Consider the following 25891-nt stretch of genomic DNA (forward strand, 5'->3'; position numbering starts at 1 on the left):
AACTCCGGAACCTCCTGTTTCTTCCCCTGCATTAATGGAAACATCACAATTTACTAAATAAAGTTTCAATAAACCTTAGTCCTGCTATAGAATTACCAGTTAAATCTAAAGCAGGACTATAAATAGCGATCGCACCGTGATCAGGTATTATTGCCAAAAGTGCCCCACTAATACCTGACTTCATAGGTAAACCAATTTTTTGAGCATAGTAGGGGGAGGACTCATAAAGTCCACAACCTAACATGACGTGATTGACCAATAGACGATGCTCAGGAGCGATTAAACCACTTTCCCGAGCCAATAATTTTCCCAACTTCCCCACATCTACTACCGTTCCGGAAATACAGCATATTTCCTCATAGATATCCAGAGCAGATTCAATATTGTCAATATATCCATTTTCATACAGAATCCGTGCGATCGCCAAATTGAGAGGAGAACGGGTAGATCGGACAGAAGTCAACATAGCCACGTCCAAGTATAGTTGGGTATCTGCCAATTTATTTAACCATTCAACAAAAGGTTGAGACAGAAAACTTCCTGTATAATTACTACTATTAATTACCTGACTTATATTATTTAATTTATGAGCCACAGTAATGGCACCACTATTAATCATAGGGTTGCGGGGGTATCCCTTATCTGAAATTAGCTGTTCTAAGGAATTAAAAGCCATTGATGAAGGGGATGTACCCACAGATTGAAGAACCTGGTCCTCACCCACATGTTCAAGGAGATATAAAAAACTAAAAGGTTTAATAACACTCATGAAAGGGAAAGGAGTAGTATAATCTCCCAGACTATAATGAATATTAGGTTTAGAATAAATATAAACAGCAAACAATAGAGGATTAATATTAGCCAACAGAGGTATACGCTGAAGAACTTGACCTTGGGATATAGAAGTTTGGGATTGTGCCATCCAGAGAGACAAGTCATCAACCGACAAATTATCAAAATTGATATGTTTATTGATATGTTTCAAGGGACTAAATAATAACAGAACACCAAAATTATACAAGGAGTGGAGATAAGAGTTAAAAGAAAAGTTCAAAATTAACAACACTTCCTGAAATAATTTGTTATTTATCATATTTATTCTGTAGATTTAAGTGGGGAGGCACAATGATTTGTAGGATGGGTTGACGATGGCGTAACCGGTGGGGGTGTTGGGTTTCATACTTCAACCCAACCTAGGTTCATCTTATATTTAATTCCAGTCACCAGGGGATATGAAAAAAATCTGGAGTTTTATCAACTTGGCAATAGAGTGAGGTAAAACTGTAGATAGGAACTGATAATTGACAACACAACCACACAAATAAAGAACCTATGCAAAAAGTTCCCGTATCATTATGGACACTATTGGTAGGAATGATAATTTCTCCTATTAGTATATGGATAGGACAACATCATCATTTGTTACCCATACAAGCTTCAGCCCAAGCGCCCTTGGTAGACAATTTTTTTAATGTCATGTTTACCATTGCAGTAGCTCTATTTTTAATAGTTGAAGGAACCATAGTAATTTTCTTATTTGTGTATCGTCGTCGTGCAGGAGATGCTAGTGATGGTATACCCATAGAAGGCAATTTAGCCCTAGAGATTTTTTGGACTGCCATACCCACAGTAATTGTAATTGCTTTAGGTATTTACAGCGTCAATATCTATAATCAAATGGGAGGTTTAGAACCAGGTAGTCATCCCCATCATATTGCCCATGTTTCAGGTACAGCAATAGCAGCTACCATGGATAATGAAAGTAAATCTTCCAGTAATTCCCTTCACACACCTGCTGCTAATATTGGGATTGGCGCAAGTCCTGAAACTCAAAACAAACCAGCAGATTTGGTAGTTAATGTTCAAGGAATGCAATTTGCATGGTTATTTAACTATCCCGAAACCGACATAAATGCAGGAGAATTACATATTCCTGTAGGTGCAGACGTACAGTTAAACCTGTCCGCGACAGATGTAATTCACTCATTTTGGGTTCCCCAATTTCGTCTCAAGCAAGATGCGATTCCTGGTGTACCAACAGAACTGAGATTTGTAGCAACAAAACCAGGAACCTATCCCATAGTTTGCACAGAATTATGTGGTGGTTATCATGGTTCCATGCGCAGCCAAGTAATTGTTCACAGTCAGGAGGAATTTAATCATTGGTTAACAGAAAATCAGGTAGCACAACAAAATTCTCCCCAAATATTAGCTGTTAACCCTGGTGATGTATCTCCCACGGAATTTCTAGCGCCCTATGTTCAGAATATGGGAATAAATTCCCAAATCATTCCCTCATTTAAGAGCATCACCAAATAACCAAAACTCACAACTTATAATTCTCATGACTTCCAGCGAATTTTTTCCTGAAATACCAACAAATCCACCAGATCAAAGTCAACAAAAAACTCTTCTGGTATCCCACACTTCACATCAAGAACCTTGGAAATTTAAAGACTATTTTACTTTTAATACCGATCATAAAGTCATCGGTATTCAATATTTAGTCACCGCCTTTTTCTTCTATTTAATAGGTGGGTTAATGGCCGTTGCCATCCGCACAGAATTAGCCACACCCGACGCTGATTTCATTGACCCCAATCTGTATAACGCCTTCATGACTAATCACGGAACAATCATGATATTTCTTTGGATTGTTCCCAGCGCTATTGGGGGATTTGGTAATTATTTAGTACCCTTAATGGTGGGTGCTAGAGATATGGCATTTCCTAAATTAAACGCCATTGCTTTTTGGTTAAATCCCCCCGCAGGTTTGCTATTATTAGCCAGTTTCTTTTTTGGTGGTTCTCAATCCGGTTGGACCGCCTATCCACCCCTAAGTTTAATTACCGCCCCCATCGCTCAAAGTCTCTGGATTTTAGCAATTGTTTTAGTAGGAACTTCCTCAATTTTGGGTTCAATTAACTTTGTCATCACAATTTTGATGATGAAAGTTCCTAGCATGAAATGGGATCAAGTTCCCCTATTTTGTTGGGCAATTTTAGCAACTTCTATTCTGGCACTTTTATCCACTCCCGTGTTAGCAGCAGGCTTAGTTTTGCTACTATTTGACATTAATTTCGGTACCTCCTTCTTCAAACCTGATGCTGGTGGTAACGTGATTATTTACCAACATCTATTTTGGTTTTATTCCCATCCAGCAGTTTATTTAATGATTCTGCCAATTTTTGGCATTATGTCAGAAGTGATTCCTACCCATGCGCGCAAACCAATTTTTGGATATAAGGCGATCGCCTATTCTAGTGTTGCCATTTGTGTGGTAGGTTTATTTGTGTGGGTTCACCACATGTTTACCAGTGGTACTCCTGGTTGGATGCGCATGTTTTTCACTATTTCCACACTAATAGTTGCTGTTCCTACAGGGGTAAAGATATTTGGTTGGGTGGCAACTCTTTGGGGTGGTAAAATCCGATTTACCAGTGCAATGTTGTTTGCAATTGGTTTATTATCAATGTTTGTTATGGGTGGTTTAAGTGGCGTAACTATGGGAACTGCTCCCTTTGACGTTCACGTTCATGATACCTATTATGTGGTTGCCCATTTTCACTATGTTTTATTTGGTGGTTCTGTTTTTGGCATTTACTCTGGTATCTATCATTGGTTTCCCAAAATCACCGGTAAAATCATGAATGAAACTTGGGGTAAAATCCACTTTATTCTGACTTTTATTGGTACTAACCTAACATTTTTACCAATGCACGAACTGGGATTACAAGGGATGCCAAGACGAGTGGCTATGTATGACCCACAATTTATTAGTTTGAACCAGATTTGTACGGTGGGAGCATTCATTTTAGCTATTTCTGTTATTCCCTTTGCTTATAATGCGATTAATAGTTGGTTCAATGGTGAGTCAGCAGGTGATAATCCCTGGAAGAGTTTAACCCTAGAATGGACTACTAGTTCTCCCCCGATTATTGAAAATTGGGAAGTTTTACCTGTGGTTACCCATGGACCTTATGACTATGGACATCAACAAGATGAGGTCTAGCAAAAATTAACCCCTCAAAAAGAAAAACACCATGACAGCAATTACGACTGACAAATATCTCTCAGGTGACCATCACGAACATCCGGATTTGCGGGTTTGGGGATTATTAACTTTCTTGGTTTCTGAATCCTTAATGTTTGGTGGATTTTTTGCTACCTATTTATTTTTTAAAGGTACTACCCCAGTTTGGCCTCCAGAGGGGACAGATGTGGAATTGCTTATCCCTACCATTAACACCATAATTCTAGTATCTAGCAGTTTTGTTATTCATCTAGGTGATGCAGCAATTAAAAGAAATCGTGTGGGGTGGATGCGATTTTGGTATTTTATTACGGCCATCATGGGTGCTGTATTTTTAGTGGGACAGATTTATGAATACATGAATCTGGGGTATGGGTTAACTAGCAATGTTTTCGCCAATTGTTTTTATTTAATGACTGGTTTTCACGGATTGCATGTTTTTGTGGGATTGCTATTAATTTTGGGTGTTTTATGGCGTTCTCTCAAACGTAATCATTATTCTGCTATTAAACATACGGGAATCGAAATGGCAGAAATTTATTGGCACTTTGTCGATATCATTTGGATTATTTTGTTTACCTTGGTTTATCTCATGAATGCTTTTTGAGCTGCTAATTGATAAAAGGGAATAGGTAATTAGGTAACTAAGTGAGTGGGTGGAATTAAATATAAGATGCACAAATAATTGTGCATCTCTACCTACCTATTTCCTTTGAGTTTCAAGTCCAGTAGATTAAGTAATTAGATATGAATATCAATTGTGACCAGTTTTCCTGGTTTGACGCTTCTGCTGAAGTTAAAGAACTATTAGTCTTAGCTACTAAAACATGGGAAAATCCAGAAGAGTCTCTTAAATATATGGAGCAAGCTCTAGCTGAAACTAAGGAGAATAACCATATGGACGTTTTGGTAGCAGCTTATCGTTATTTTTATTATCAAAATAATTATGCTCTAGCGGAAAAAACAGCGAACACCATAATTGCTAGAATCAGAAAAACTCACCAATTACCTGATAACTGGGAAAAACTTCGATCAGTTTTACTTGCAAGAAAGGATGAATCTCAAATTAGAATTTTTTTAAATGCTTATACTGCTCTGGGAATGATTTCAGCCAAGTTGGGAAAATTAGACCAGGCTAAAGCAATAATCAAAGAGATACAGAACATAAATGATAAAGAAGATTTTGGTGCTAATATTCTTTGGCAGATTTTAAACCCTTCATTGGAGGAGGATGGGTAAGTAGGTGGAATTAAATATAAGATGAACAAATAATTGTGCATCCCTACTTAATTTTTGATGGACGTATTATGGAAGTATTAGGTTATGCAAGGAAAAGATTGGTTCATCCCTGAGAGTGGAAAGCATGAACTATGTAAAGCTGCAAGAGAATGGGACTTATTAAGAGAAAATTATCGTTTTTATCGGTTTCTCACGGAAGTAGAAGATGTTCTCAATGATGTAGAAGAAGAGTCTGATTTTCTTCCTCACCTGAGAATGCTGGTCAGAAGACTAATAGTTAATTCCTATTGGGTAAAAAGTCGAGTTTTAAAACCACATTCTCCAACCGGAACATCAGTTTTGTTACTATATGATGAGTTGGGATTTCCTTTAACAGTACAGACTGTCACTTTTGCACCAGGAATCACCTCCAATATCCATAATCATGGAACCTGGGGAATAGTCGCTATTTTACAAGGTCAGGAAAAAAACACATTTTGGCAACCTGATCCAGCAAATCCTGATCGTATTCAACAGGTAGGATCTTTAGATTTATTTCCCGGTGATTTAATTAGTTTTACTTCCCAAACCATACATCAGGTCTATTCTGTGGGACCAGAACCAACTGTTACTTTTAACATTTATGGAGAAACCAATTCTCAAAACAGACGAGAATTTGACATAGTTAACCATACCAGCAAGAATTTTTAAAAATATAGTTCTGCACAAGGTTAATGGGTGATGAGCAGTGGATATCTGGCTACTATTATCTTTGGTAAATACTGTAGCAGAATTATGAATCAGAGATTATCATATTAAATAAGTAGTGGATAATGAGTAAGTAAAACCACAGGTAAAGTCAATAGTGGGAATATTCTCAACTATTAGAAAATATAGCTCGTGTGATTCTTTGTGATTTTTAGATAGGTGAATGCGTAGATCCGAGTAATAGTTATCAAGTAAACTCAGAATCAAGAGGAGAAAGTTGTTATGGCTAGAGTGATTTTCTATGAAAAACCTGGATGTAAAAATAATATCAGACAAAAGGTTTTACTAACAGCAGCAGGTCATCAGGTAATAGCATATAGCTTATTAACAGAACCATGGACGAAGGAAAGATTAAAATCCTTTTTCGGCGATCGCCCGGTAGTGGAATGGTTTAATAAAACAGCTCCCAGTGTAAGATCAGGAGAGGTAAATCCAGAAAACATTGATGGGGAAACTGCTTTATTAATGATGCTGAAAGATCCTCTATTAATTCGCCGTCCTTTATTAGAAGTAGGTAATCAAAGAGAGGTAGGTTTTGATGTGGAAAAAATCCACGCCTGGATTGGTTTAAACTCCACGGACGAGTCCTTACAGGTAATGACTGAAAGTCTCATGCAACAGGATTTGCAAGGGTGTGCTCACGATAAAAACCACGAACATCATCATTAGTCCTGTACTCGTAATTTAGCAGCTTGAATTAGTAAAGATTCAGCAAAAGCGATCGCCTGATTAGCAGATTTACCACCAGCTAATTGGGCCAATTCATCCCTGCGAGTATTTAAGTTATCCAAAGAGGTAACTCTGACTACGGTGCGCTCCTCCGTATTACCGTTTTTTTCAATCACCTCTTTATAAACCCGGAAATGTCGATCAGCCATAGCTGCGACTAAGGGTTGATGAGTTACACATAATACTTGTTGAGCTTCGCTTAATTGACGTAATTTTTCGGCAATAACTTGAGCAACTCTCCCGGAAACACCCACATCAATTTCATCAAAAATCATAGTTTCTACACTATCATGCTGATTAAAACAAGCTTTGAGAGCCAATAAAAATCGACTCATTTCCCCACCAGAAGCAATTTCTGTCAGTGGTTGAATGGGTTCCCCCGCATTGGGACTGAACATAAAGGTGATTTTATCTGCACCGGTGGAGGTGGGTGGAATGGGGGTAATTTCTACTTGAAATTTTACTTTTTCCATGGCCAGTGGTTTTAGTTGAGCCAACAGATGAGATTCTAAATTAATCGCACTCTGTAAGCGTAATTGGGTCAACTGTTGACAGACCTGATTAAGATGTTGTAGACAAACCTGCTCCTGTTGTTCCAAACTTTCTAAGGAATCTTCCGTACTATTCAATTCCTCTAATTCATTTTGAATACGTTGATAATATTCTATTGCTTCTGAGAGACTAGGTCCATATTTACGACAGATTTGTTTTAGCTCTCTTACTCTTTCTTCTACTTCTTCTAGTCTTTGAGGATCAGCTTCTAATCCATCTCCATACATACTAATTTGTCTTCCTACTTCCATAACTGTTGCCAACGCATCCCTAACTAACTCCAAAATGGGTTGCAGTTGAGGGTCAAACTCCACAATGTGGTTTAATATGGTCTCACTAGCTCCTAATAAATCCACAGCAGTGGGAGTTTCAGCATCATTTTGATATAAGGACTGATGAATTTTATAACTCATTTGTTGCAAATCAACCAGATGATTTAGTCTTTCTCTTTCCTGGTTCAATAGTTCCATTTCTTGTGGATCATGGAGATTTGCTGTGGTCAATTCTTGAATTTGATAAGTTAGGAGGTCTAACTGTTGCAAACGTTCCTTTTCTGACCTACGTCGTTTTTCTAAATTTTTATGTGCCTCTTGATATGCAGCGTAAGCACTACTCACCTTTTGTTTGTGTTGAATTATATCCTCACCACCATAGAGATCCAACCAATCTCTGACTTGAGCAGACTGTCCCACTTGTAAAGTTTGTCCTTGTGCAGTAATTTCCACCAGGCGATCGCGCAGACTAGTCATAATTTGGCGATTAACTAACACACCATTTACCCGTGAACGACTGCGGATATTAATTCCAGATGCAGTAATTTCCCGACTGATCACCAGAGAATTATCATCAATCAAATCAATTTCCTGTTCAGTTAACCAAGTAGCCAAAAACGTAGCAATACTGAAAGTTCCTTCTACCACAGCACGATTAGTTCCAGTGCGAATTACCCGACTAGAAACCCTTCCACCCAAAACTGCATCAATCGCATCCAGAATAATCGACTTTCCTGCACCAGTTTCCCCAGTTAAAACATTCAATCCTGGACCAAAATCTAACTCCAGTTGGTCGATTAGGGCAAAATTCTCAATTCTGAGGGACAGTAACATTAATCCATAATCTCCGTGAGAGTGTATGCCAAATATCTCTTAATTTTACCTTCATTTATGGCTTACTGAAAAGAGTTTGATAATAAACAATTAACCGTTAATTTTTTCCTTCTGGTTTGCTCTTGTATTTAAACTGTTCAAATTTTTTTCTGTACGTGAAAATATAATCAATAACTGTATATGTAAAGTTAATAATGTATTGAGCATCTGTTGCACCAAAAGTTATATTCTTATGCACAAAATCATTTTCTGTTACTCTTAACCTAGCAGCCCAATCATAAAGATTCTGATCAATAATTTCTTGTTCTTTCATTTTCTTGAGTTTATTCTCAAGCGATCCTGCCTCAATTTTATAATCTTTACATACATAGTCTAATGTCTTAACACACATAATCACGGATGCAATAAATGCTTTATTATTATAGCACCGTATAGCCTCTTCCAATACCGTCCTTATGTATGTAGGTACTTCAGAACTAATAGTTTTCTCAGATGTGGGATATAAGGTTTTGGGTTGACCATAGGTGGGATCATTGTAATGTTCGGGATTATCAGAATATTCCGTGCGAGTGATAAAAGGCTGAGAACACTTAGTGCATTGTAAAAATGTAAACTTATATTTAGTGCCAATTTTATCCGGAGAATTAGCCATGGAATCTTTGGTCTGAATTGGTGTAAAGTAGCTATCTATTTCTTTGGCATTTACTAAGCCTTTACAAGTCACACAATTTAATACATGCACAACGTCACGCATTTTGCTGAGCAGCATTTTTACTTTTTGTTTATGTAAAGCTTCCCCATCCGGGGAAGTGCTTTGTGATCTGGGTAAAAATTGCCTTTCTGTTTTCCGCTCATTTCTGAGTTGTACAAATATCCTATTATACTCCTTTCGCAGGGAAGGTTTATTCTCCAACCATTCATCTAGTAAAGCGGCAATTTCCTTTTCACTGGGATATCCAGATTTCTCAATTTGTTCAGCCAAGGATGAGAAATCCCCCGTATCTTTATTGAGAAAAATATCCAGTGCAGTTAAAATTATATCTTCTGGACTAAGACTTGTGATCATGGTTCTCCTCTAAATTCCAACACAGGTAAAGGCGGCCCAGTAGTATGGTTCTTGAAAAGGGCGTTGAGACTCTGGCATTGTATCAAAATCAGCGAGTAATGTCAGCCTTGTCCCGGAAAATGGTAACTTTGCCGCCCAGGTTAACAACTTTCCCGCTGGAGCATCTCGTAACCATTGCTGGGCATGGTACAGTGCTAAGCGAGGACGACCATAGGTCAGAAGATTTTCTGTGTCCGTATAGAATTGGTAGAAACGAATCATTAACAAAGCACTAGTATAATCACTCACAGCCCATAAACTACTAATTATGGTAGAAGCTCCTGCTAAGAGAAAACCCGTGGGCAAACTGATATAGTCATCATTTTTGGTATCAACCATATCACCGATCCCCATTTCATAAGCGGAAAGAGAAACAAGATGGCATCGACGCATATCCAATCCACAAATATCACCAAGGGTCAAACATTGGGAGAGATCCACTGCTGCACCATTTGGTAAGGGGAGGTATTCCCCACCCTTGGGGGGAGCTGGTAGAATACAATTGGCCAAAAGTATGGCAGAATGTAGAGGTTTTTGAAAATTAGAGTACCCAGTGCAGGAAAAATGCAGGTAATTTTTCTCTGGAATGGATCGACTAAAAATAGTTTCACGGGTGGCTTCTTTCTCAGTTATCACCTCCGTGCCAATCAACAGTCGGGTAATAATTGTTTCTACTTCAAAACTGGCATATTGCAGGTTTTGGGTAGGATTTTGAATGGCCAGGGATTGTACTACCTCTTCCCGCTCCGTAACTCCTACGGAACTGAGGAGCTGACAACTGGGGAAATAACTAAATCCCAGGGGAAATCGCTCCCAGGGAAATAGAGCGTGTAGAGGGAAGATATGTAAGCAACCATAAGGTATGAGTACCAGTTCTTCACATGGGGGGGATAACTTCCACAATTGAGTTAATAAAGTCTCAACTTGCAAAATCTCCTTCAGTTCGCCCAGTAGTTCCGGTAAGGCCTGTTTCCAGTTACCTAAATTGTGGCGATCGCGGTAGATATCTAAGTATTTTTGGCTGAATTGGCGGATCACACTGGGCGATATAACCACTTTGTGAGGAAAAATGGGTACATCTGGATTAGCAGTGATGATAAAGGTATAGAGAACATCATCTGTAAAGTACCACTCCAGGATCACCCGGCGCGGATCTGCTCCCACCAGCTTGAGTATTTTAGATATGGTTATTGGTTCCACCCTCTGGGTAAGGGAGAAATGGGGATCAAGGGGTTTGACCTGGCTAGTAATAAATTGATCTAATTCTTCTATGAGCGTATTGAGTTGACCATGGCTTCTTTTTTCTCCTTGGATTTCCAGTAGTCTTACTTCATTGCGAATTGCTTGACGAAGACGATCTAATTCCCCATAAATACGAGAGGGAATATTTCCTTTTGGATATAGATGTTTATTCTCTAGTAGCTCCACTAAATTTCGTGATTTACTGCGCTCTACTAATTCAACTGCTTTTCCATATTGATGCAACTCAATACAAGCACGCACTGCTGACTGGTAAATATGGGAGTGTTGGATCTCCCCAGGAGATTTATCCCGCCAAAATTGGATTGTCTCTAGTGCTTTGATTCCCTGTTCATAACCCTCTAGAGCGATATCCCACCAACCCTGCTCAAACCCCAGATCTCCTAAATGACTGGCAAATTTTAAATAGTCTGCTGGAGAAAGCTCCGGGGTAGCAATTGCCAGAGCTTCTCGATAATGGGCGATCGCCATTTCTAAGTTAGACTGGGACTCGGTTCCCAGTTCAGCTTGAGTTTGGTAAGCTTTTCCTAGATTGTGAAGGGTTTGAGCCAGATCTGGTTCTAATCCTGGTTGACGGAGAATAGTTAAAGCTTTAGTAAAGACAATAATTGCTCTTTGTAGATTAGCATCTGGATCCTTACCCCGTTCTACTTCGTTTAGGTAGGCAATTCCCAGTTGATTGAGAGTTTCGGCCAAGTCTCTTTCCAGTCCCAATTGGCGGAACATGGTAATAGCTTCTCTAAAAGGAGTAATTGCTCTTTCTAGTTTACCCTGGCTAATATAAACACTACCCACACTGGTTAAGGTTTTAGCCAAGTCCCTTTCTAAACCTAGTTCCCGTAGAATGGAGATCGCTTCTGTATAGGGTGGAATTGCCTTTTGTAGATTCGCTTGCGAGTCCTTACCTAATTGAGCTTGGGTTTGGTAGGCGCTCCCTAAATTGTAAAGAGTTTGAGCTAAATCCCTTTCTAAATCCAATTCCCGTAAAATTGAAATGGCTTCTGCATAAGCAGTCACTGCTCTTTCCAGATTAGCTTCCTTACTCATTTGAGCTTGGATTTGATAAGCCGCACCTAAATTATTCAGAACTTGAGCCAATTCCCTTTCTAACCCGGGTTGACGACGGATGGTAATAGCCTCATTATAAGCTGCGATCGCTTTTTCTAGGTTAGAGTGGGAGTCCGTACCCATTTGGGCCTGGGTTTGGTAAGCAGCACCTAGATGATTGAGAACTTGAGCCAATTCTTTTTCGAGTCCCAGTTGGCGTTCTATGGCGGCGCAAAATTCGTATCCACAGATGGCTATAGCGAGGTTAATTAGCGGATCCCCTCCGGGAAAATGATAAAAAATCCGAGCCAGGAGGTATAGTGATGCTCCCAGTTGAGCATTTTGCTCGGGAGTTGCTTGTTTATTTACCTGATGACCGCCCCAGGATTGTAGTTGGTCAATAAAGGTTGCATCTAAAAGATGGAGATTGTTTTCCAACAGGGGGTAAATTACTTGGCTATCCCCCTTGCTCTCAAAAATGGTTCCTATCAGCAACTCAATTAAGTCAATATAATCGTAAGTGCGCCCTTGATTCATAAAATTAACTCTACCCTACACCCTAGTTACTGAAGTTTAGACTAAAATGAAGAGCGATAGGTAAATAGTGTAACTGAAAAATGGAGAGATGGCGAAAAATCGAGAGATACCTGTAAAAACAGACACCCCCGTAGCGGAAAATGAAAAAAGCACAACTACAGTTATCAATTAGGAGGTAAAGTTGTTGGACTCCCTAACAGTTAAGAATCTCTCACCTAAAAGCCAAAGGGTGATGGATTCCCCTGGTTTGTGGACACTAGCATTTTTGGGTTCTATTTCTCTACATGTCTTACTCTTTTGGTGGTTAAGCTCTTCCAAACTATTCGGTTTTTGGGTTCCTCCCTCCCAGTCTGGTCAAGACAATGTGGTGGTGGAACTGGTGGATATTCCCGCTTCAGTAGAGCCGCAAAAACAAGTTCCTAAGTCTGAACCTGCTCTAGCCAAACCAAATTCTTCTCCATCTACCCCAAAGCAAGCTAATTATAACACTACTAAGAAAGTGGCTGAACAGGTTGTTGTTGCTAAACCTATTAACTCCAATTTAAATAGATCCCCAGTTATCCCCCCCAGGCAAAATCAGCCCAATACTCCATTAATACCTAAACCTACACCTGGAAAATTTCTACTTCCACCTAAATCAAGTCCTCCACCAAATGATCTTCCTTGGAACTCTCCTCGAGAGGAAGTTAAAGTGGAATCGGAGAAATCAAACCCCTTACCGGAAATTGCACCCGATAAGTTGCCCAAACCCATCTCTTCCCCATCACTGAGTGAAAATCCTACCCCGGAAACCACTCCAGTGGGGGAAAATTCCCAACCTCAATTATTTCCTCAATTATTTACTCTCACTATTGAACCCCTCAACAGAGATGAGATACAGGAGCTAAGAAAACAAAATTTGATAGCAGGGGATATTCCCCCCGATGTGTTACCCAAGTACCAAGGTAGTAGTACGAAGGAGCTAACAATTACTTTTTCTTCTGCTCAAACACAACCATCAAAACGGATAACGATACTGGTTAGCCTAATAGTTAATCAGCACGGCAAGTTAGAGCAAGTTTTTATTATTGACCCCAACATATCTGAAAAAGATCAAAGTGTTTATGAGCCACCACTCCGGGAGCTTTTTCAGCAGGAGAAATTTGTAGGTGGTTATGACAAGAATGGTTCCCAACCAGAAAAGAGTAACTTATATCTGAGAGTAACCATCGTTCCCAGGGATTCTCCAACAAGTTCTCCAAAAAATTCTCCCTAGGGACTTGCAATTTCCCACAGACTCTGTTACTATTGCCAAAGTTGGAGAAAACAAACTCCAAACCAACCTGCGGGCGTAGTTTAGTGGTAAAACTATAGCCTTCCAAGCTATTAATGCGGGTTCGATTCCCGCCGCCCGCTTTCTCCACCGTCTATTGGTGGTATTTCTTCTATCGGTATAAGTACGTCTAAGACAGACTTGACTATAGGGGCAGCAACAGTGCCACCATAGGCATTCCCTCCCTTTGGTTCATCAACAACCGCCAAGATGACATAACGGGGAGCCTCAACAGGGAAAATACCCACAAAGCTGGTAATTCGGGCACCGGGAATATATCCGCCATTGGGACTAGCTTTTTGGGCTGTACCAGTTTTACCAGCTACAGCATAGCCTTGAATGCGTGACGCCTTTCCACTACCCTGAGTAACCACGGTTTCCATCATGTTTACAACTGTTTGGGTAGTACTAGGGGAAAAAATCTGTCGAGGGACTGGTATTTCGGGAGAAAAATGTACTTTTCCCTCACTATCTATTAATCCCTGAACCACATGAGGTGTGACCAGTTTACCACCATTAGCCAAGGCACCGTGCATCTGTACTAATTGTAAGGGTGTGAGGGAGAAACCCTGTCCAAAAGAAGCGGTTGCCATTTCTAGGGGAGATGATAAGAATCGATCTTGATTTTTCAGACTACCACGGGTGCTAAATGGTAAATCTGTATGCATTTTTTGACCAATACCTAGTTTTTGTAACCAACTGTAGTAGATTTTTGGTTCGAGACGTTGGACAATTTGTACCATACCCACATTGCTGGATGTCTGTAAAATTTCAGCAATGTTAATTTGTCTAAAACTATTGATAACTGCATTCTTGATGACATGGTCGCTAACCCTGATAGTACCTGGATCATTAAATCTATCATCGGGAGTGATGACACCACTTTCTAAAGCAGCGGCTACAATTAAGGGTTTAAAAGTAGATCCGGGCTCGTAAAGATCAGTCACGGTCCAATTTTTAAAAGACGCAATATTAGCTTTAGAATACTCATTAGGATTATAACTGGGTTGGGACACTAAAGACAATAGGGAACCGTCTTTAGCATCCATAACAATTACAGCACCGCGTTTAGCCTGAAACTTTTCCACCTGTTGTTTCAGGGCGCTACGAACAGCTCTTTGCAAGCGACTATCTATGGTTAACTGCAATTTAAAATCATCGGAATATAAAAACTCATCTGGCGCATAATCTGGCATAATATCTCCTGCACCAGTTCGCGTCAGACGCACGGTTTCTCTGGAACGCTCCAACAGTTTGTCCTGACTATATTCTACCCCAGCTTGACCATGTCTTTCTAAATTTACATAACCCACCACATCTGCTACTAAATCCTCTTCGGGGTAGAAACGAGAGTATTTTTCAATAAATTCTAAACCATCTAGTCTAAATGATATTAATCGGTCAGCAATATTTTCAGATACCTTATCAGCTAAAAGAATACCACTTTTCCTAGTTTTAAATAGCTTCACTAGGTTTGTAACATCTTTATTCAAAAAAGGTGCTATTTTTTCCGCTATTGCCTGATTAGATTTACTGAATAATTTAGGGTGAACATAGAGTGTATAAACAGGACGGTCAATAGCCAACAAAGTTTTATTGCGATCCACTAATGGACGGCGGGGCATAAAAGGAAGTAATACTGTTGCTTGTTGGTTTCTAGCCCTTTTGGTGAGTTTTGGTCCATCCACAACTTGCAGACGATACAAATTTACAACTAGACCCATCCCAGATAGAAATAGAACTCCCCAAACCACCAACAGTCGGGAGTGAAAATTGACCAGTCTAGTTGGAGTACCGGGGGAATTTTTATCTGGGAATGGTGGGGAAAATCTGTTTCTCCCTGTTAATTGTAAATACCGTCGGAGATTTTCTCGTAGATTGGGTAAGTTTCTGAATCTGCTCCTAGTGGGTTTGCTTTTGCTGGGTAACTTCTGCATGGCAATGGTCAATAAGCTTAATATCCTAACGGTGGAATTGAGGTGCGTTTACCTGGAGATGGGGGGATCTTAGCTCTCGATGGTGGTTGAGAATTATTTGATACTGCGGGCAGAAAGACCATCTTACCTGGAGCAGATAGTCCCAGTCCCATTGCTTCTGCTTCCTGAGCCATTTTACTAATAATGATAGCATTAGCTGCAGTTAGCTGTCGTTCCTGGCGTTGTAAACTTTCCAGTTTGCGATAGGAATGACTCCAAATTTGTTGACAATACACCGTTCCACCATAGATTGCCAACATCACCACCACAAACAAAAATGCCGTCATGGAGGAATAGTGGTGAATGTTGTTAAGGCGGATAATCCACGAGTTTTCACTATTAGAAGAGATTGGTAACTGTTTACTAGTTTGACCAGTCAATATGGCTTTTTGCACTGGAGCATTAGGAAACATAGACTTAGAGTTAGGTTCGTCTTTCCTGAGTGCTGGTTTGGTGGAAGACACAGGAGAACGTTCCCCATACGGAATAGGAGAGGAATCCGGTCTAAACCATGAGCTTTTCGTGGAAACAGCTGATTTGGGTAATGCTGACATAATGGTGATGAATGCTAAATTTAGTCCTGAACAGGTAGCATGCTAAAAAAATTATGGTTCAATTATGCTTGCTGGATTACCTATTGGCAATGTCCTATCTCCCTTGAGCTACGACCATAACAAAAAAAACTGGAAAGAAATTTATTCTGTACAAATTGTTTCACAAAAAGCAACAAATGAGATATCTTATTCAACAGGAGCAATCCCTTGTATTGCACTTATTGGTGAAAGAGGAGTTATGAAAACAAAAATCTTTGGTTTGGCTATCGTTTTAAGTCTGGCTACTATGCTGGGCGCTTGTGAAGGTGGTACTGAACCCTCTGGTGATGCTACAACCACACCTGCTGCTACTACTACACCCGCTGAGCCCACTGATAGTGGTACTGCTACCCCTGCTACTACTACAGAACCCACAGCAACCCCAACTACTACTCCCTAGAACTTTTTAGGAACGCCTAATTTTGTTCAATAAAGCTGTGACTACCCCATGGGTGTCCCCCAGTAGCTAGTTCGATAAACAAACCCACGCTCTACCCCTTTGGGTAGGCGCTGGGACTTTACACAAACCAACAAGACGGAAAATGAAAGGTCTACCCGTAAAATTCCAGTTTGTAGTTTTGGGAGTGATTGTAGCTGTAATGGTGGGAATAATTAACCATGGAGTAACCATAGCAGTCCCACCACTAACAGAAGATATTCCGGAAGAAATACTACGTACAGAAATCATCACCATCGGGCGATCGCCTATTGATGGTAAGATATTAACCGCGTCAGAATATGCTGAACTAGAGGAGCAGCTGAGAACAATTCCGCCCAGAAAGCTAAGTCCCAGGTTGAGACACACAGTATTTTTGCTCAGGATGCGCAGAATTTTACTGCAAATTTTCCCGTTTTTAGATATTTAATCTCCTCTTTGCTGCCAGAATTCATGTTTATTTCGTACTTACAATATAAGATACATCCTGATCTACGGGAACCATGAGGACAAAAATGCAAATAAATGTAAAGAATATATATAGTTATAAAAAACTGAATTTAGTTAGTCACCTTATTGAATGTAGGTAGCTCCATGACCACCAGCACCATTGCTCCTGAGCAGGTTAACCGCATAGTTTCCAATCAACACCATGATCCGTTCGAGGTACTAGGTTCACATCTTGTAGAACAAGAGGGTAAAAACATTTGGGCTGTACGTGCTTACCTACCCAACGCCAGCGCAGTTTATGTAGTAGTTCCCCAAGAGCGTAAAGAATACGCCATGGAAAGGGTACATCATCCCCATTTTTTTGAATGCACCATTGAGATCGAAGAACTTAATAACTACCAGTTAAGAATTCAAGAAGGGGAACACGAGCGGGTAATTTATGATCCCTATGCTTTTCGTTCTCCCCGATTAACAAATTTTGATTTACATTTGTTTGGTGAGGGTAACCACCACCGAATTTATGAGAAATTGGGAGCGCACTTAACCGAAGTAGATGGGATTAAGGGGGTCTATTTTGCCGTGTGGGCACCCGGTGCTCGCAATGTTTCTCTCCTGGGGGATTTTAACCACTGGGATGGACGTAAACACCAAATGCGCAAGGGACACACGGGAGTATGGGAACTATTTATTCCTGAATTGGGTCCTGGGGAACATTATAAATATGAAATCAAGAATTTTGACGGTCATATTTACGAAAAATCTGACCCCTACGGTTTTCAACAGGAACCACGGCCGAAAACTGCATCTATTGTCACTAATTTGAATGCTTATCCCTGGGGTGATGAACAATGGATGGAGACAAGAAGAAACAGCGATCCCCTTGGGCAACCCATTTCCGTTTACGAAGTGCATTTAGGTTCTTGGTTACATGATGACAGTGCGAAACCAGCTAAGTTACCAGATGGAACAGAAGAACCAGTAGTTATTGCTTCCGAACTGAATCCAGGAGCGCGATTCCTTACCTACCGGGAGTTAGCAGCTAAACTGATTCCCTATGTGAAGGACTTGGGTTACACCCACATAGAGTTATTACCTATTGCTGAACATCCATTTGATGGTTCCTGGGGTTATCAGGTTACTGGTTACTATGCTCCCACTTCCCGATTTGGCACTCCCGGGGACTTTATGTATTTTGTTGACCAATGTCACTTAAATAGCATTGGTGTGCTTGTGGATTGGGTACCAGGTCATTTCCCCAAGGATGGTCATGGTTTAGCCTTCTTTGATGGTACTCATCTTTATGAACATGCTGATCCCCGTAAAGGTGAACATAAGGAATGGGGAACCTTGGTATTCAACTATTCCCGCAACGAGGTGAGAAATTTCCTGGTTGCTAATGCCTTGTTTTGGTTTGATAAGTACCACATTGATGGTATTAGGGTAGATGCTGTTGCTTCCATGCTTTATCTTGACTACTGTCGTAAAGATGGAGAATGGGTAGCTAACGAATATGGTGGTCGGGAAAACCTGGAAGCTGCTGATTTTCTCCGCCAAGTAAATCACAACATTTTTAGTTACTTCCCAGGGGTTCTATCCATTGCGGAGGAATCCACCTCTTGGCCCATGGTATCTTGGCCCACATACACTGGAGGGTTAGGTTTTAACCTGAAGTGGAATATGGGTTGGATGCACGACATGTTGGATTACTTTAGCATGGATCCCTGGTTCCGTCAATTCCACCAAAACAATGTCACTTTTAGCATGTGGTACAACCACAGTGAAAACTTCATGTTAGCACTGTCCCATGATGAAGTTGTCCATGGTAAGAGCAATATTATCGGTAAAATGCCCGGTGATAGATGGCAAAAGCTGGCCAATGTGCGGGCTTTATTTACTTATATGTTTGCACACCCTGGCAAGAAAACCATGTTTATGAGCATGGAGTTTGGTCAATGGAGTGAGTGGAATGTGTGGGCCGATTTGGAGTGGGGTTTATTACAGCATGAACCTCATGAGCAGTTAAGAAGGTTCTTTAGGGAAATTAACAGTGTTTACCGTTCTGAACCTGCTTTATATAGTCAGGACTTTGGACGAGAGGGCTTTGAGTGGATTGACTGTAGTGATAATCGTCACAGTGTAGTTTCTTTTGTCCGTCGAGCTAAGGACTCCGATGAATTTGTAGTAGTAGTTTGCAACTTTACCCCCCAACCCCATTCCCATTATCGTATTGGTGTGCCACAGAAGGGATTCTATACAGAGCTATTTAATAGTGACGCACGTGAGTATGGTGGTAGTAATATGGGCAATTTAGGGGGTAAATGGACTGATGACTGGTCTTTACATAATCGTCCTTATTCTTTGGATTTGTGTTTACCACCTTTAGGGGTTTTAATTCTCAAGTTAGATAGGATCAAGACTGGTCAGTCCCTGGGTTAGAAGCGGTGGATGCTATGGGGGAAGCTTTCCCCCACTTCCTCAAATTTTTAATTCAGCTAAACCCAAATAACGAACTCCTTGAGGAGAAACATCAAATCTACACGGCAAAACTTCTAAACCTACTTTTATTGCTTGTCTTAGTAACTGACCATAAAGTGGATCCGCACTATCTCCAGGAGCAAATTCCACACAGTCCCCTCGATTGATAAAGTACAACATCACCGCACGATTTTTGGGTAATACCTCCATTAATTCTCTTAGATGCTTTTGTCCCCTAGTGGTTTCTGTGTCAGGAAATAATGCTAAACTACCCTGACTCCAAGTAGTGTTTTTTATTTCTAAGTAAATTGGCATCTCATTTCCTGTTAGGTAAAAGTCCACTCGGCTTCTTTTCTCTTTTCCATAAACCACCTCCCCTTTAGCTTGCTTATACTCTCCTAGTTGTGGAAAGAGCTGTTTTTCTAAAGCTAGTTTAATTATGTTATTGGGTAAGTTGGTGTTTACACCAACCCATGTTGGTTCTGAAGTATCCACATTATCTACTTGAATCAATTCCAATGTATAGGCTAATTTGCGCTGGGGATTATCAGTTTTGGACAACTGCACAGCACTGCCAATTTGAGAAACTCCAGTCATGGGTCCGGTATTGGCACAGTGCGCTGTGACCATTTCTCCAGATTCTAGTTCCACATCAACAAAAAATCGCTTGTACCTTTTTAGTAGTTTTCCAGAATATAATTGGTTGTATTGGTAAAGATAATTTTTCATTGCAATATGTAGTTTATGATTTGTGAGGTTTTTGCCATATTAGGGAGAAATCTCCCAAATATTAATCTTATTATCTTCTGTTCCACCCACTAAAGTTTTACCATCAGCACTTAAAACTAAGGATGTAACAATTTTGGTGTTTCCTGGTAGAGCGTAAATTTCTTCCTTTGTGCTTACATCCCATAATTTAATCACAGAGGAAATTTTCTCAGAACAATCTGGGCAACTTTTGGCTTTGCTAATCAGGGTTTTACCATCGGGACTGAAAATGACAGATGTAACATTTTGTTTTTTACTGGCAAAAATTATCTCCTTATTCTTAATATCCCAAAACTTAATTTGGCGATCGCGACTGGTACTGACAAGTGTACTAGTGTCCGGACTAAAAGCTAAAGATGTGACTGTTTGGGAAGTAGTATCTAATAGTGTAGTTGGTTTTTGCCCACTGGTTTGATTAATATTCCATATTTTAATAGTTTTATCAAAACTTCCACTTGCTAGAGTGAACCCATCGGGACTAAGAGCTAAAGATCTAACCCAATAATTATGGCCTAGGAGAGTTTTTAAAAACTTTCCTGTTAATAGACTCCAAACTTTAATTGTTTTATCATCTCCCGCACTAACTAGGATTTTGCTATCTTGACTAATAGCTAGTGCTTGAATTGAGTCTTGATGACCAACTAGATTAAAAGTAAGTTTTTTTGTTTGTAAATTCCAAACTTTAATCGTTTTATCATCTCCCGCACTCACTAGGTTATTTCCATCTGGACTAATGGCAAGAGCGTTGATATTTTGTGTATGTCCTGGTAGGGATATAATTTGTTTGCCCGTTTTGCTATTCCATAATTTAATTTCTTTGTGACCCGCACTGACAATAGTATTACCATCTGGAGTAATAGCCACCACTGCTAGGGATTTATCTACTTGTGTTATGGTTTTGAGTAAACTAACTTTGTTAGTTCTAATAGAGGAAGTTCTCCCAGATATTTGCCCATACTCGGGACTGGTAGAAGATTTATTACTTGGTATTAATAAAGGATTAAATTGAGAGAAAATTGCCGTTTGTATTTGACCTAAGTTCCTATATCCCAATCCCCCCACAACCGAAATTGTTACCAAAATCAAAAATATATTTCGCAAAATAGTATGTTTATGTTTTTCATGTTTACCCTTTTTAAGGTATATGCCAGATTTTTTTGAACCATAAACATTCTTTTTACTAAGGTCTTTTATAACTTCATCAGCAGATTGATAGCGATTTTTCAGATCTAGTTGTAATAGCTTATCTAAAATAATAATTAGCTCAGCACTCCTAGAATTGTTAAGGCAATCCTGCCAATTCTTGACCCAACTATAACCATGTTCTATCCACAATTGAAAGGGAGATAGACCAGTTAAGAGATGAAAACAAGTAGCACCCAAGCTAAATAAATCACTAGCTGGATAGGCTTTGCCATCTCTAATTTGCTCTATAGCAGAATAACCATGGGATCCAATAGAAGTACCATATTTTTTTTGAACTGCAACTGTTAATTGTTTGGCAGAACCAAAGTCAATTAAGATTAATCTTCCATCCCTTTTACGTCGGATAATATTCTCTGGTTTGATATCTCGATGAATTATTCCCCGACTATGAAGAAATTTAAGAATAGGCAATAAATCCAGTAGTAAAGATTGAATATCACTGTCTTTATAGTGCTTTCTTAATTGTAACTCCTGTAATAGGTTATTGCCATCTATAAATTGCTGTACTAAATATAAACATTTATCTTGCTCAAAATAAGCCAATAAGGTGGGAATTTGTGGATGCTCTCCTAATTCTTGCAGTCTCTTTGCTTCTTGACTGAATAACTCCATTGCTTTTTTTTGTGCCCAAGTACCCTCAAACTTAGGTGCTAATTGTTTGACCACACAATTATCATTTAATTTATCTGTATCTTCTGCTAGATATGTTCTGCCAAATCCTCCTTCATCTGAAAGCACACGAATAATACGAAAACGATTTCTTAACAGTGGTACTAAAGGAGTGTCACAACTTTGACAAAACTTGCTACCATGGGGATTTTGAGGATTTTGACAATCGGGATTTAAACAACATATCATGACGTTGAAATTAAATTTCACAGCATAAAAATCAACAGAATCTATCTTACAAACAATTGTGCCCCCTACTTACTTCTTTCTAGTTATACAATATCATAAACCAAAAATCAGGTCTATCTGTTAACAAGTTGTTAAAGCTCTATAATGTTCCTGTAAATAGTTTTTAAATCTATCCTCCCTACTTAAACCACTTATTAATCACTGTACTGATCACCGTATTTACAGTTTGTTTGATTTGGTGCTGACGATTCCATTTTTGAAAAGCAGCTTCATATTCTTCACCTTGATTACGAAAGGTCTTCCAAACCTCAACTAGGATAACTAATCCCGAAAACATCAAAATATATAGAGACCAGGTTAGACCAGCACTGCCAATTAAATTTGTCAGCACGAAAAAAGTGTTAATAATTATATAGTTTCCTATACGTTTCTTCAATTTATTTTGACGATAAGTATTAAAAGCCTTTCGCTGCTGTGTTTCGCTTTGTAGAGCCAACCATTCAGTTTTGGCGTGTAAAACAGCTTCCGGTTCAATTTGTAGCTCCTTAGCAATCTCTAAAATCTGCTGATAGGAAAACTCTTGACTAAGATCTTTACTCTGACGTGCGATCGCCAGGTTTAAAATTTCCTGTACCTCTTCCTGGGTGTAAAAACGCAGTTTGTTGGATTCTGATGTCATGTTTTCTTTCCTGAGCATCATTATTTTAAAAGGTAGCAACGGTGGAATCCAATCTCCACTAATTCCACATTAGCATTTTCCTACAGAAATCTGGGACGGTTATGTTGATTGAAAAGGAGTTTCTCCCCCAAAACCTCCCAGTTTTCCTCTTCGATCAATTTGATAAATGAATCCAGGTGGTCACGATATTGATGTAATGAATTAACGAGTGCTTGACTATTATATTGTGCCATCATTACTCCCAGTTCGGGATTGCCACCACCTACCCGACTGGTATCCCGAAAACCAGAACTGGCAAGGTTTTGAGCTAGTTCTAAAATTTCTAAATCCGTTTCATTTAAACAAGCATCAATTAGAGCAGCACTAACCATCACCGGTAAATGAGATATCCAGCTCACAGCTCGATCATGTTGCTCCGGTGAACAGTAGTAAACATTAGATCCAAGCGATCGCACAATTTCTTCTAGAAGTGTTAAATTGTTTTTGATTGTTTTAGCAACTGGAGTAATTACGTAAGGACAATTTACAAACAAGTTAAACTGAGCAGCTTCTATTCCCGCACTAGTATTTCCGGCCATGGGGTGACCACCAATAAAATTCTCCCATAGGGGGGAAATAGAATGGACAATGGGTCCTTTCACAGAACCAACATCAGTAATAATAGTATTCTTATGTAGGTAGGGTATTAACTCTTTTATCTGAGGTACAATTAATCCTATAGGAGTACAGACAAAAATTAGTTCTGAACTTACCAATAAACTCAAATCAACACTAGCTTGGTCTACACTGCCAATTTCCATAGCTTTTTGACAGGTTAGTTCTCGACGACTAACCCCCAAAACATAATGTCCTTGGGAGCGTAAGTCAAAACCCAAAGAACCACCAATCAATCCTAAACCCAGAATACCAATTTTCATTTTCATCTTGAGAGATTAATTTGGGCCTAGTCATCAGTTTGAATGGCCACATTAATCGTAGAATTAAACCTTATATTTATCCTTAATAACATCAATTATGAAAAAGCTGATTAATCAACCAGAAAACTTTGTCAAAGAAAGTCTCATGGGCATGGCTAGGGCACACAGTGGTTTAATAAAAGTAAACTTTGACCCTACTTTTGTTTATCGTGCAGAAACTCCTGACAAAAGTAAAGTAGCAATTATTTCTGGTGGTGGTAGTGGACATGAACCAATGCACACGGGTTTTGTAGGCAAAGGAATGTTAGACGCTGCTTGTCCGGGAGAAATTTTTACCTCGCCAACCCCCGATCAAATGTTAGCAGCAGCAGAAAAGGTTGATAGCGGTTTAGGGACCCTGTATATTGTAAAAAATTATAGCGGCGATATAATGAATTTTGAAATGGCCACCGAACTAGCTAGAAGTCAAGGAATTCGTACCTTAAATATGATAATCGATGATGACGTGGCCGTGAAAAATAGTTCCTACACCCAAGGAAGAAGAGGAGTGGGAACAACCGTACTAGCAGAAAAAATTTGTGGAGCAGCAGCAGAGCAAGGTTACGATTTACCTCAGGTTGCCAATTTGTGCAAAAAGGTAAATCTTCTAGGAAGAAGCATAGGAGTGGCCTTAAGTTCTTGTACAGTACCAGCTAGGGGAACACCAACCTTTGACCTGGGAGATGACCAAATAGAGTTGGGTATTGGCATTCATGGAGAACCAGGAAGAGAGAGAGTTCCCCTAATGCGTGGTGATGAGGTTACCGAAATTCTAGCGCGATCGCTCTTTGATGATACGGATTATTGTCGAACAATGCGGGAATGGGATGAAAAGCAGGAGGAGTGGAAAGAAGTAGAACTGTTAAATAAACCCTGGGAAAAAGGCGATCGCCTACTAGCATTTGTTAATAGTATGGGTGGTACTCCTATTTCGGAACTTTATCTCGTCTACCGTAAACTAGTAGAACTTTGCGAGCAAGAGGGGTTAGAAATTGTGAGAAATCTGATTGGACCTTACATGACATCCCTAGAGATGCAAGGTTGTTCTATTACGTTACTCAAACTAGATGAGGAAATGTTAGACCTATGGGATGCACCAGTTAAAACTGCGAGTTTACGCTGGGGAGTTTAAAATGGTTACTCAGGTGCAAATTGTTGAATGGTTGCAAGTGTTTAGTTCCGTCATTGAACATCACAAGCAAGAATTAACTGAACTAGATGCTGCCATTGGTGATGCAGACCATGGAATTAACATGGACAGGGGTTTCAAAAGAGTCAGTAGCATTCTACCAAGCATTGAGGGAAAAGATATTGGCAGCATTTTGAAAACAGTGAGCATGACCCTCATATCCAGTGTGGGAGGTGCTAGTGGTCCGTTATACGGAACCTGGTTTTTAAGAGGTAGTGACATCACCATGGGGAAGACCCAGCTAAGTACAAAGGACATATTAGCTTTTTTGAAAGCTGGTTTAGATGGAGTAATAGAAAGAGGTAAGGCTCAGCTAGGGGATAAAACAATGGTAGACGTAATATATCCTGCTGTGTTAGCCTTTGAAAAAGCTGTAGCAGAGGACAAGGAGACAATCTTAGCCTTGAAAATAGCCGTGGATGCAGCAGAGCAGGGACTAAAAGATACCATACCCATGATAGCAAAAAAAGGCAGAGCCAGTTATTTAGGAGAGCGTAGTATTGGACATCAAGATCCTGGAGGTACTTCTGCTTATTTAATGCTCAGGAGTTTATTAGAAGTGGTAGAGGGAGCCAGGAGGCGGATTTATCCGCAGTCAAGTATTGACATCTACTGATCAAGGTGGTAAGGTACAAAAA

23 protein-coding genes and 1 tRNA gene are annotated in these 25891 nt (G+C 39.7%); 14 read left to right on the forward strand and 10 right to left on the reverse strand.

Features of this window, described 5'->3' with window-relative positions; genetic code table 11:
- Positions 1-43 precede the first annotated feature (43 nt).
- Complete coding sequence (locus ASL19_RS12335; protein ID WP_082604693.1) at positions 44-1093, reverse strand: glutaminase; 1050 nt, start codon at positions 1091-1093, stop codon at positions 44-46.
- Between the two features lie 239 nt (positions 1094-1332).
- Here ASL19_RS12335 and ASL19_RS12340 point away from each other — a divergent pair, with 239 nt between their 5' ends.
- From ASL19_RS12340 to ASL19_RS12365, 6 genes are all read left to right on the forward strand, one after another.
- Positions 1333-2319 (forward strand): cytochrome c oxidase subunit II, encoded by a 987-nt coding sequence (locus ASL19_RS12340; protein ID WP_006278750.1) that lies wholly within the window; start codon positions 1333-1335, stop codon positions 2317-2319.
- A 25-nt stretch (positions 2320-2344) separates the two neighbouring features.
- Positions 2345-4012, forward strand: coding sequence for a cytochrome c oxidase subunit I (ctaD, locus tag ASL19_RS12345; protein ID WP_181407021.1), 1668 nt, complete (start codon positions 2345-2347; stop codon positions 4010-4012).
- 31 nt (positions 4013-4043) lie between these two features.
- Complete coding sequence (locus ASL19_RS12350) at positions 4044-4640, forward strand: heme-copper oxidase subunit III (RefSeq protein WP_057178571.1); 597 nt, start codon at positions 4044-4046, stop codon at positions 4638-4640.
- A gap of 140 nt (positions 4641-4780) precedes the next feature.
- Positions 4781-5272 carry a hypothetical protein gene (locus ASL19_RS12355; RefSeq protein ID WP_057178572.1) on the forward strand — a complete coding sequence of 164 codons (492 nt, stop codon included), beginning with the start codon at positions 4781-4783 and terminating at the stop codon, positions 5270-5272.
- An 84-nt stretch (positions 5273-5356) separates the two neighbouring features.
- Positions 5357-5962, forward strand: coding sequence for a hypothetical protein (locus ASL19_RS12360; RefSeq protein WP_057178573.1), 606 nt, complete (start codon positions 5357-5359; stop codon positions 5960-5962).
- Between the two features lie 279 nt (positions 5963-6241).
- Entirely contained in the window at positions 6242-6688 is a 447-nt protein-coding gene (locus ASL19_RS12365; protein WP_057178574.1) for an ArsC/Spx/MgsR family protein, read from the forward strand.
- On the opposite strand, the gene recN is transcribed toward ASL19_RS12365, so the two are convergent.
- From recN to ASL19_RS12380, 3 genes are all read right to left on the reverse strand, one after another.
- The gene (gene recN / locus ASL19_RS12370; protein WP_057178575.1) at positions 6685-8406 is read right to left on the reverse strand and encodes a DNA repair protein RecN; all 1722 of its coding nucleotides are present in this window, start codon (positions 8404-8406) and stop codon (positions 6685-6687) included. The genes ASL19_RS12365 and recN overlap by 4 nt on opposite strands.
- A 97-nt stretch (positions 8407-8503) precedes the next feature.
- Positions 8504-9472 carry a DUF4145 domain-containing protein gene (locus ASL19_RS17180; protein ID WP_057178576.1) on the reverse strand — a complete coding sequence of 323 codons (969 nt, stop codon included), beginning with the start codon at positions 9470-9472 and terminating at the stop codon, positions 8504-8506.
- A gap of 9 nt (positions 9473-9481) precedes the next feature.
- The gene (locus ASL19_RS12380; protein WP_057178577.1) at positions 9482-12355 is read right to left on the reverse strand and encodes a CHAT domain-containing protein; all 2874 of its coding nucleotides are present in this window, start codon (positions 12353-12355) and stop codon (positions 9482-9484) included.
- A 181-nt stretch (positions 12356-12536) separates the two neighbouring features.
- Here ASL19_RS12380 and ASL19_RS12385 point away from each other — a divergent pair, with 181 nt between their 5' ends.
- Positions 12537-13610 carry a hypothetical protein gene (locus ASL19_RS12385; protein ID WP_082604694.1) on the forward strand — a complete coding sequence of 358 codons (1074 nt, stop codon included), beginning with the start codon at positions 12537-12539 and terminating at the stop codon, positions 13608-13610.
- Between the two features lie 69 nt (positions 13611-13679).
- Positions 13680-13750 (forward strand) — tRNA-Gly (locus ASL19_RS12390).
- On the opposite strand, the gene ASL19_RS16870 is transcribed toward ASL19_RS12390, so the two are convergent.
- Together ASL19_RS16870 and ASL19_RS12395 are read right to left on the reverse strand one after the other, a co-directional pair.
- Positions 13721-15604 carry a penicillin-binding protein 2 gene (locus ASL19_RS16870; RefSeq protein ID WP_235528999.1) on the reverse strand — a complete coding sequence of 628 codons (1884 nt, stop codon included), beginning with the start codon at positions 15602-15604 and terminating at the stop codon, positions 13721-13723. The genes ASL19_RS12390 and ASL19_RS16870 overlap by 30 nt on opposite strands.
- Positions 15605-15621: 17 nt before the next feature.
- Positions 15622-15930, reverse strand: coding sequence for a hypothetical protein (locus ASL19_RS12395; protein ID WP_006278739.1), 309 nt, complete (start codon positions 15928-15930; stop codon positions 15622-15624).
- A gap of 94 nt (positions 15931-16024) precedes the next feature.
- On the opposite strand from ASL19_RS12395, the gene ASL19_RS12400 reads away from it, so the two are divergent.
- The 4 genes from ASL19_RS12400 to glgB all read left to right on the forward strand — a co-directional run bounded on the left by ASL19_RS12400 (position 16025) and on the right by glgB (position 19558).
- On the forward strand, positions 16025-16243 hold the full coding sequence (locus ASL19_RS12400; RefSeq protein ID WP_057178578.1) for a hypothetical protein: 219 nt from the start codon (positions 16025-16027) through the stop codon (positions 16241-16243).
- Between the two features lie 18 nt (positions 16244-16261).
- Positions 16262-16636: a hypothetical protein gene (locus ASL19_RS18940; protein WP_324140163.1), complete on the forward strand. Its 375-nt coding sequence runs from the start codon at positions 16262-16264 to the stop codon at positions 16634-16636.
- Positions 16637-16778: 142 nt separating this feature from the next.
- The gene (locus ASL19_RS12410; protein ID WP_057178579.1) at positions 16779-17102 is read left to right on the forward strand and encodes a hypothetical protein; all 324 of its coding nucleotides are present in this window, start codon (positions 16779-16781) and stop codon (positions 17100-17102) included.
- A 164-nt stretch (positions 17103-17266) separates the two neighbouring features.
- Entirely contained in the window at positions 17267-19558 is a 2292-nt protein-coding gene (glgB, locus tag ASL19_RS12415; RefSeq protein ID WP_057178580.1) for a 1,4-alpha-glucan branching enzyme, read from the forward strand.
- Positions 19559-19597: 39 nt separating this feature from the next.
- Here the strand turns inward: glgB and sfsA are convergent, their stop codons facing one another.
- From sfsA to ASL19_RS12435, 4 genes are all read right to left on the reverse strand, one after another.
- Entirely contained in the window at positions 19598-20326 is a 729-nt protein-coding gene (sfsA, locus tag ASL19_RS12420; protein WP_057178581.1) for a DNA/RNA nuclease SfsA, read from the reverse strand.
- Positions 20327-20365: 39 nt separating this feature from the next.
- Positions 20366-22429 carry a serine/threonine-protein kinase gene (locus ASL19_RS12425; protein WP_057178582.1) on the reverse strand — a complete coding sequence of 688 codons (2064 nt, stop codon included), beginning with the start codon at positions 22427-22429 and terminating at the stop codon, positions 20366-20368.
- Positions 22430-22607: 178 nt separating this feature from the next.
- On the reverse strand, positions 22608-23108 hold the full coding sequence (locus ASL19_RS12430; protein WP_057178583.1) for a 2TM domain-containing protein: 501 nt from the start codon (positions 23106-23108) through the stop codon (positions 22608-22610).
- Positions 23109-23188: 80 nt separating this feature from the next.
- The gene (locus ASL19_RS12435) at positions 23189-24025 is read right to left on the reverse strand and encodes a prephenate/arogenate dehydrogenase (protein ID WP_040010097.1); all 837 of its coding nucleotides are present in this window, start codon (positions 24023-24025) and stop codon (positions 23189-23191) included.
- A gap of 97 nt (positions 24026-24122) precedes the next feature.
- Between ASL19_RS12435 and dhaK the strand changes: the two genes are divergently transcribed.
- Positions 24123-25196: a dihydroxyacetone kinase subunit DhaK gene (gene dhaK, locus ASL19_RS12440; protein ID WP_057178584.1), complete on the forward strand. Its 1074-nt coding sequence runs from the start codon at positions 24123-24125 to the stop codon at positions 25194-25196.
- Position 25197: 1 nt separating this feature from the next.
- A complete protein-coding gene (gene dhaL, locus ASL19_RS12445) occupies positions 25198-25869 on the forward strand; it encodes a dihydroxyacetone kinase subunit DhaL (RefSeq protein WP_057178585.1) in 672 nt (223 codons plus the stop codon).
- Positions 25870-25891: the final 22 nt, after the last annotated feature.

The organism is Cylindrospermopsis sp. CR12 (assembly GCF_001432185.1).
In the GTDB taxonomy this organism is placed as follows: Bacteria; Cyanobacteriota; Cyanobacteriia; order Cyanobacteriales; family Nostocaceae; genus Raphidiopsis; species Raphidiopsis raciborskii.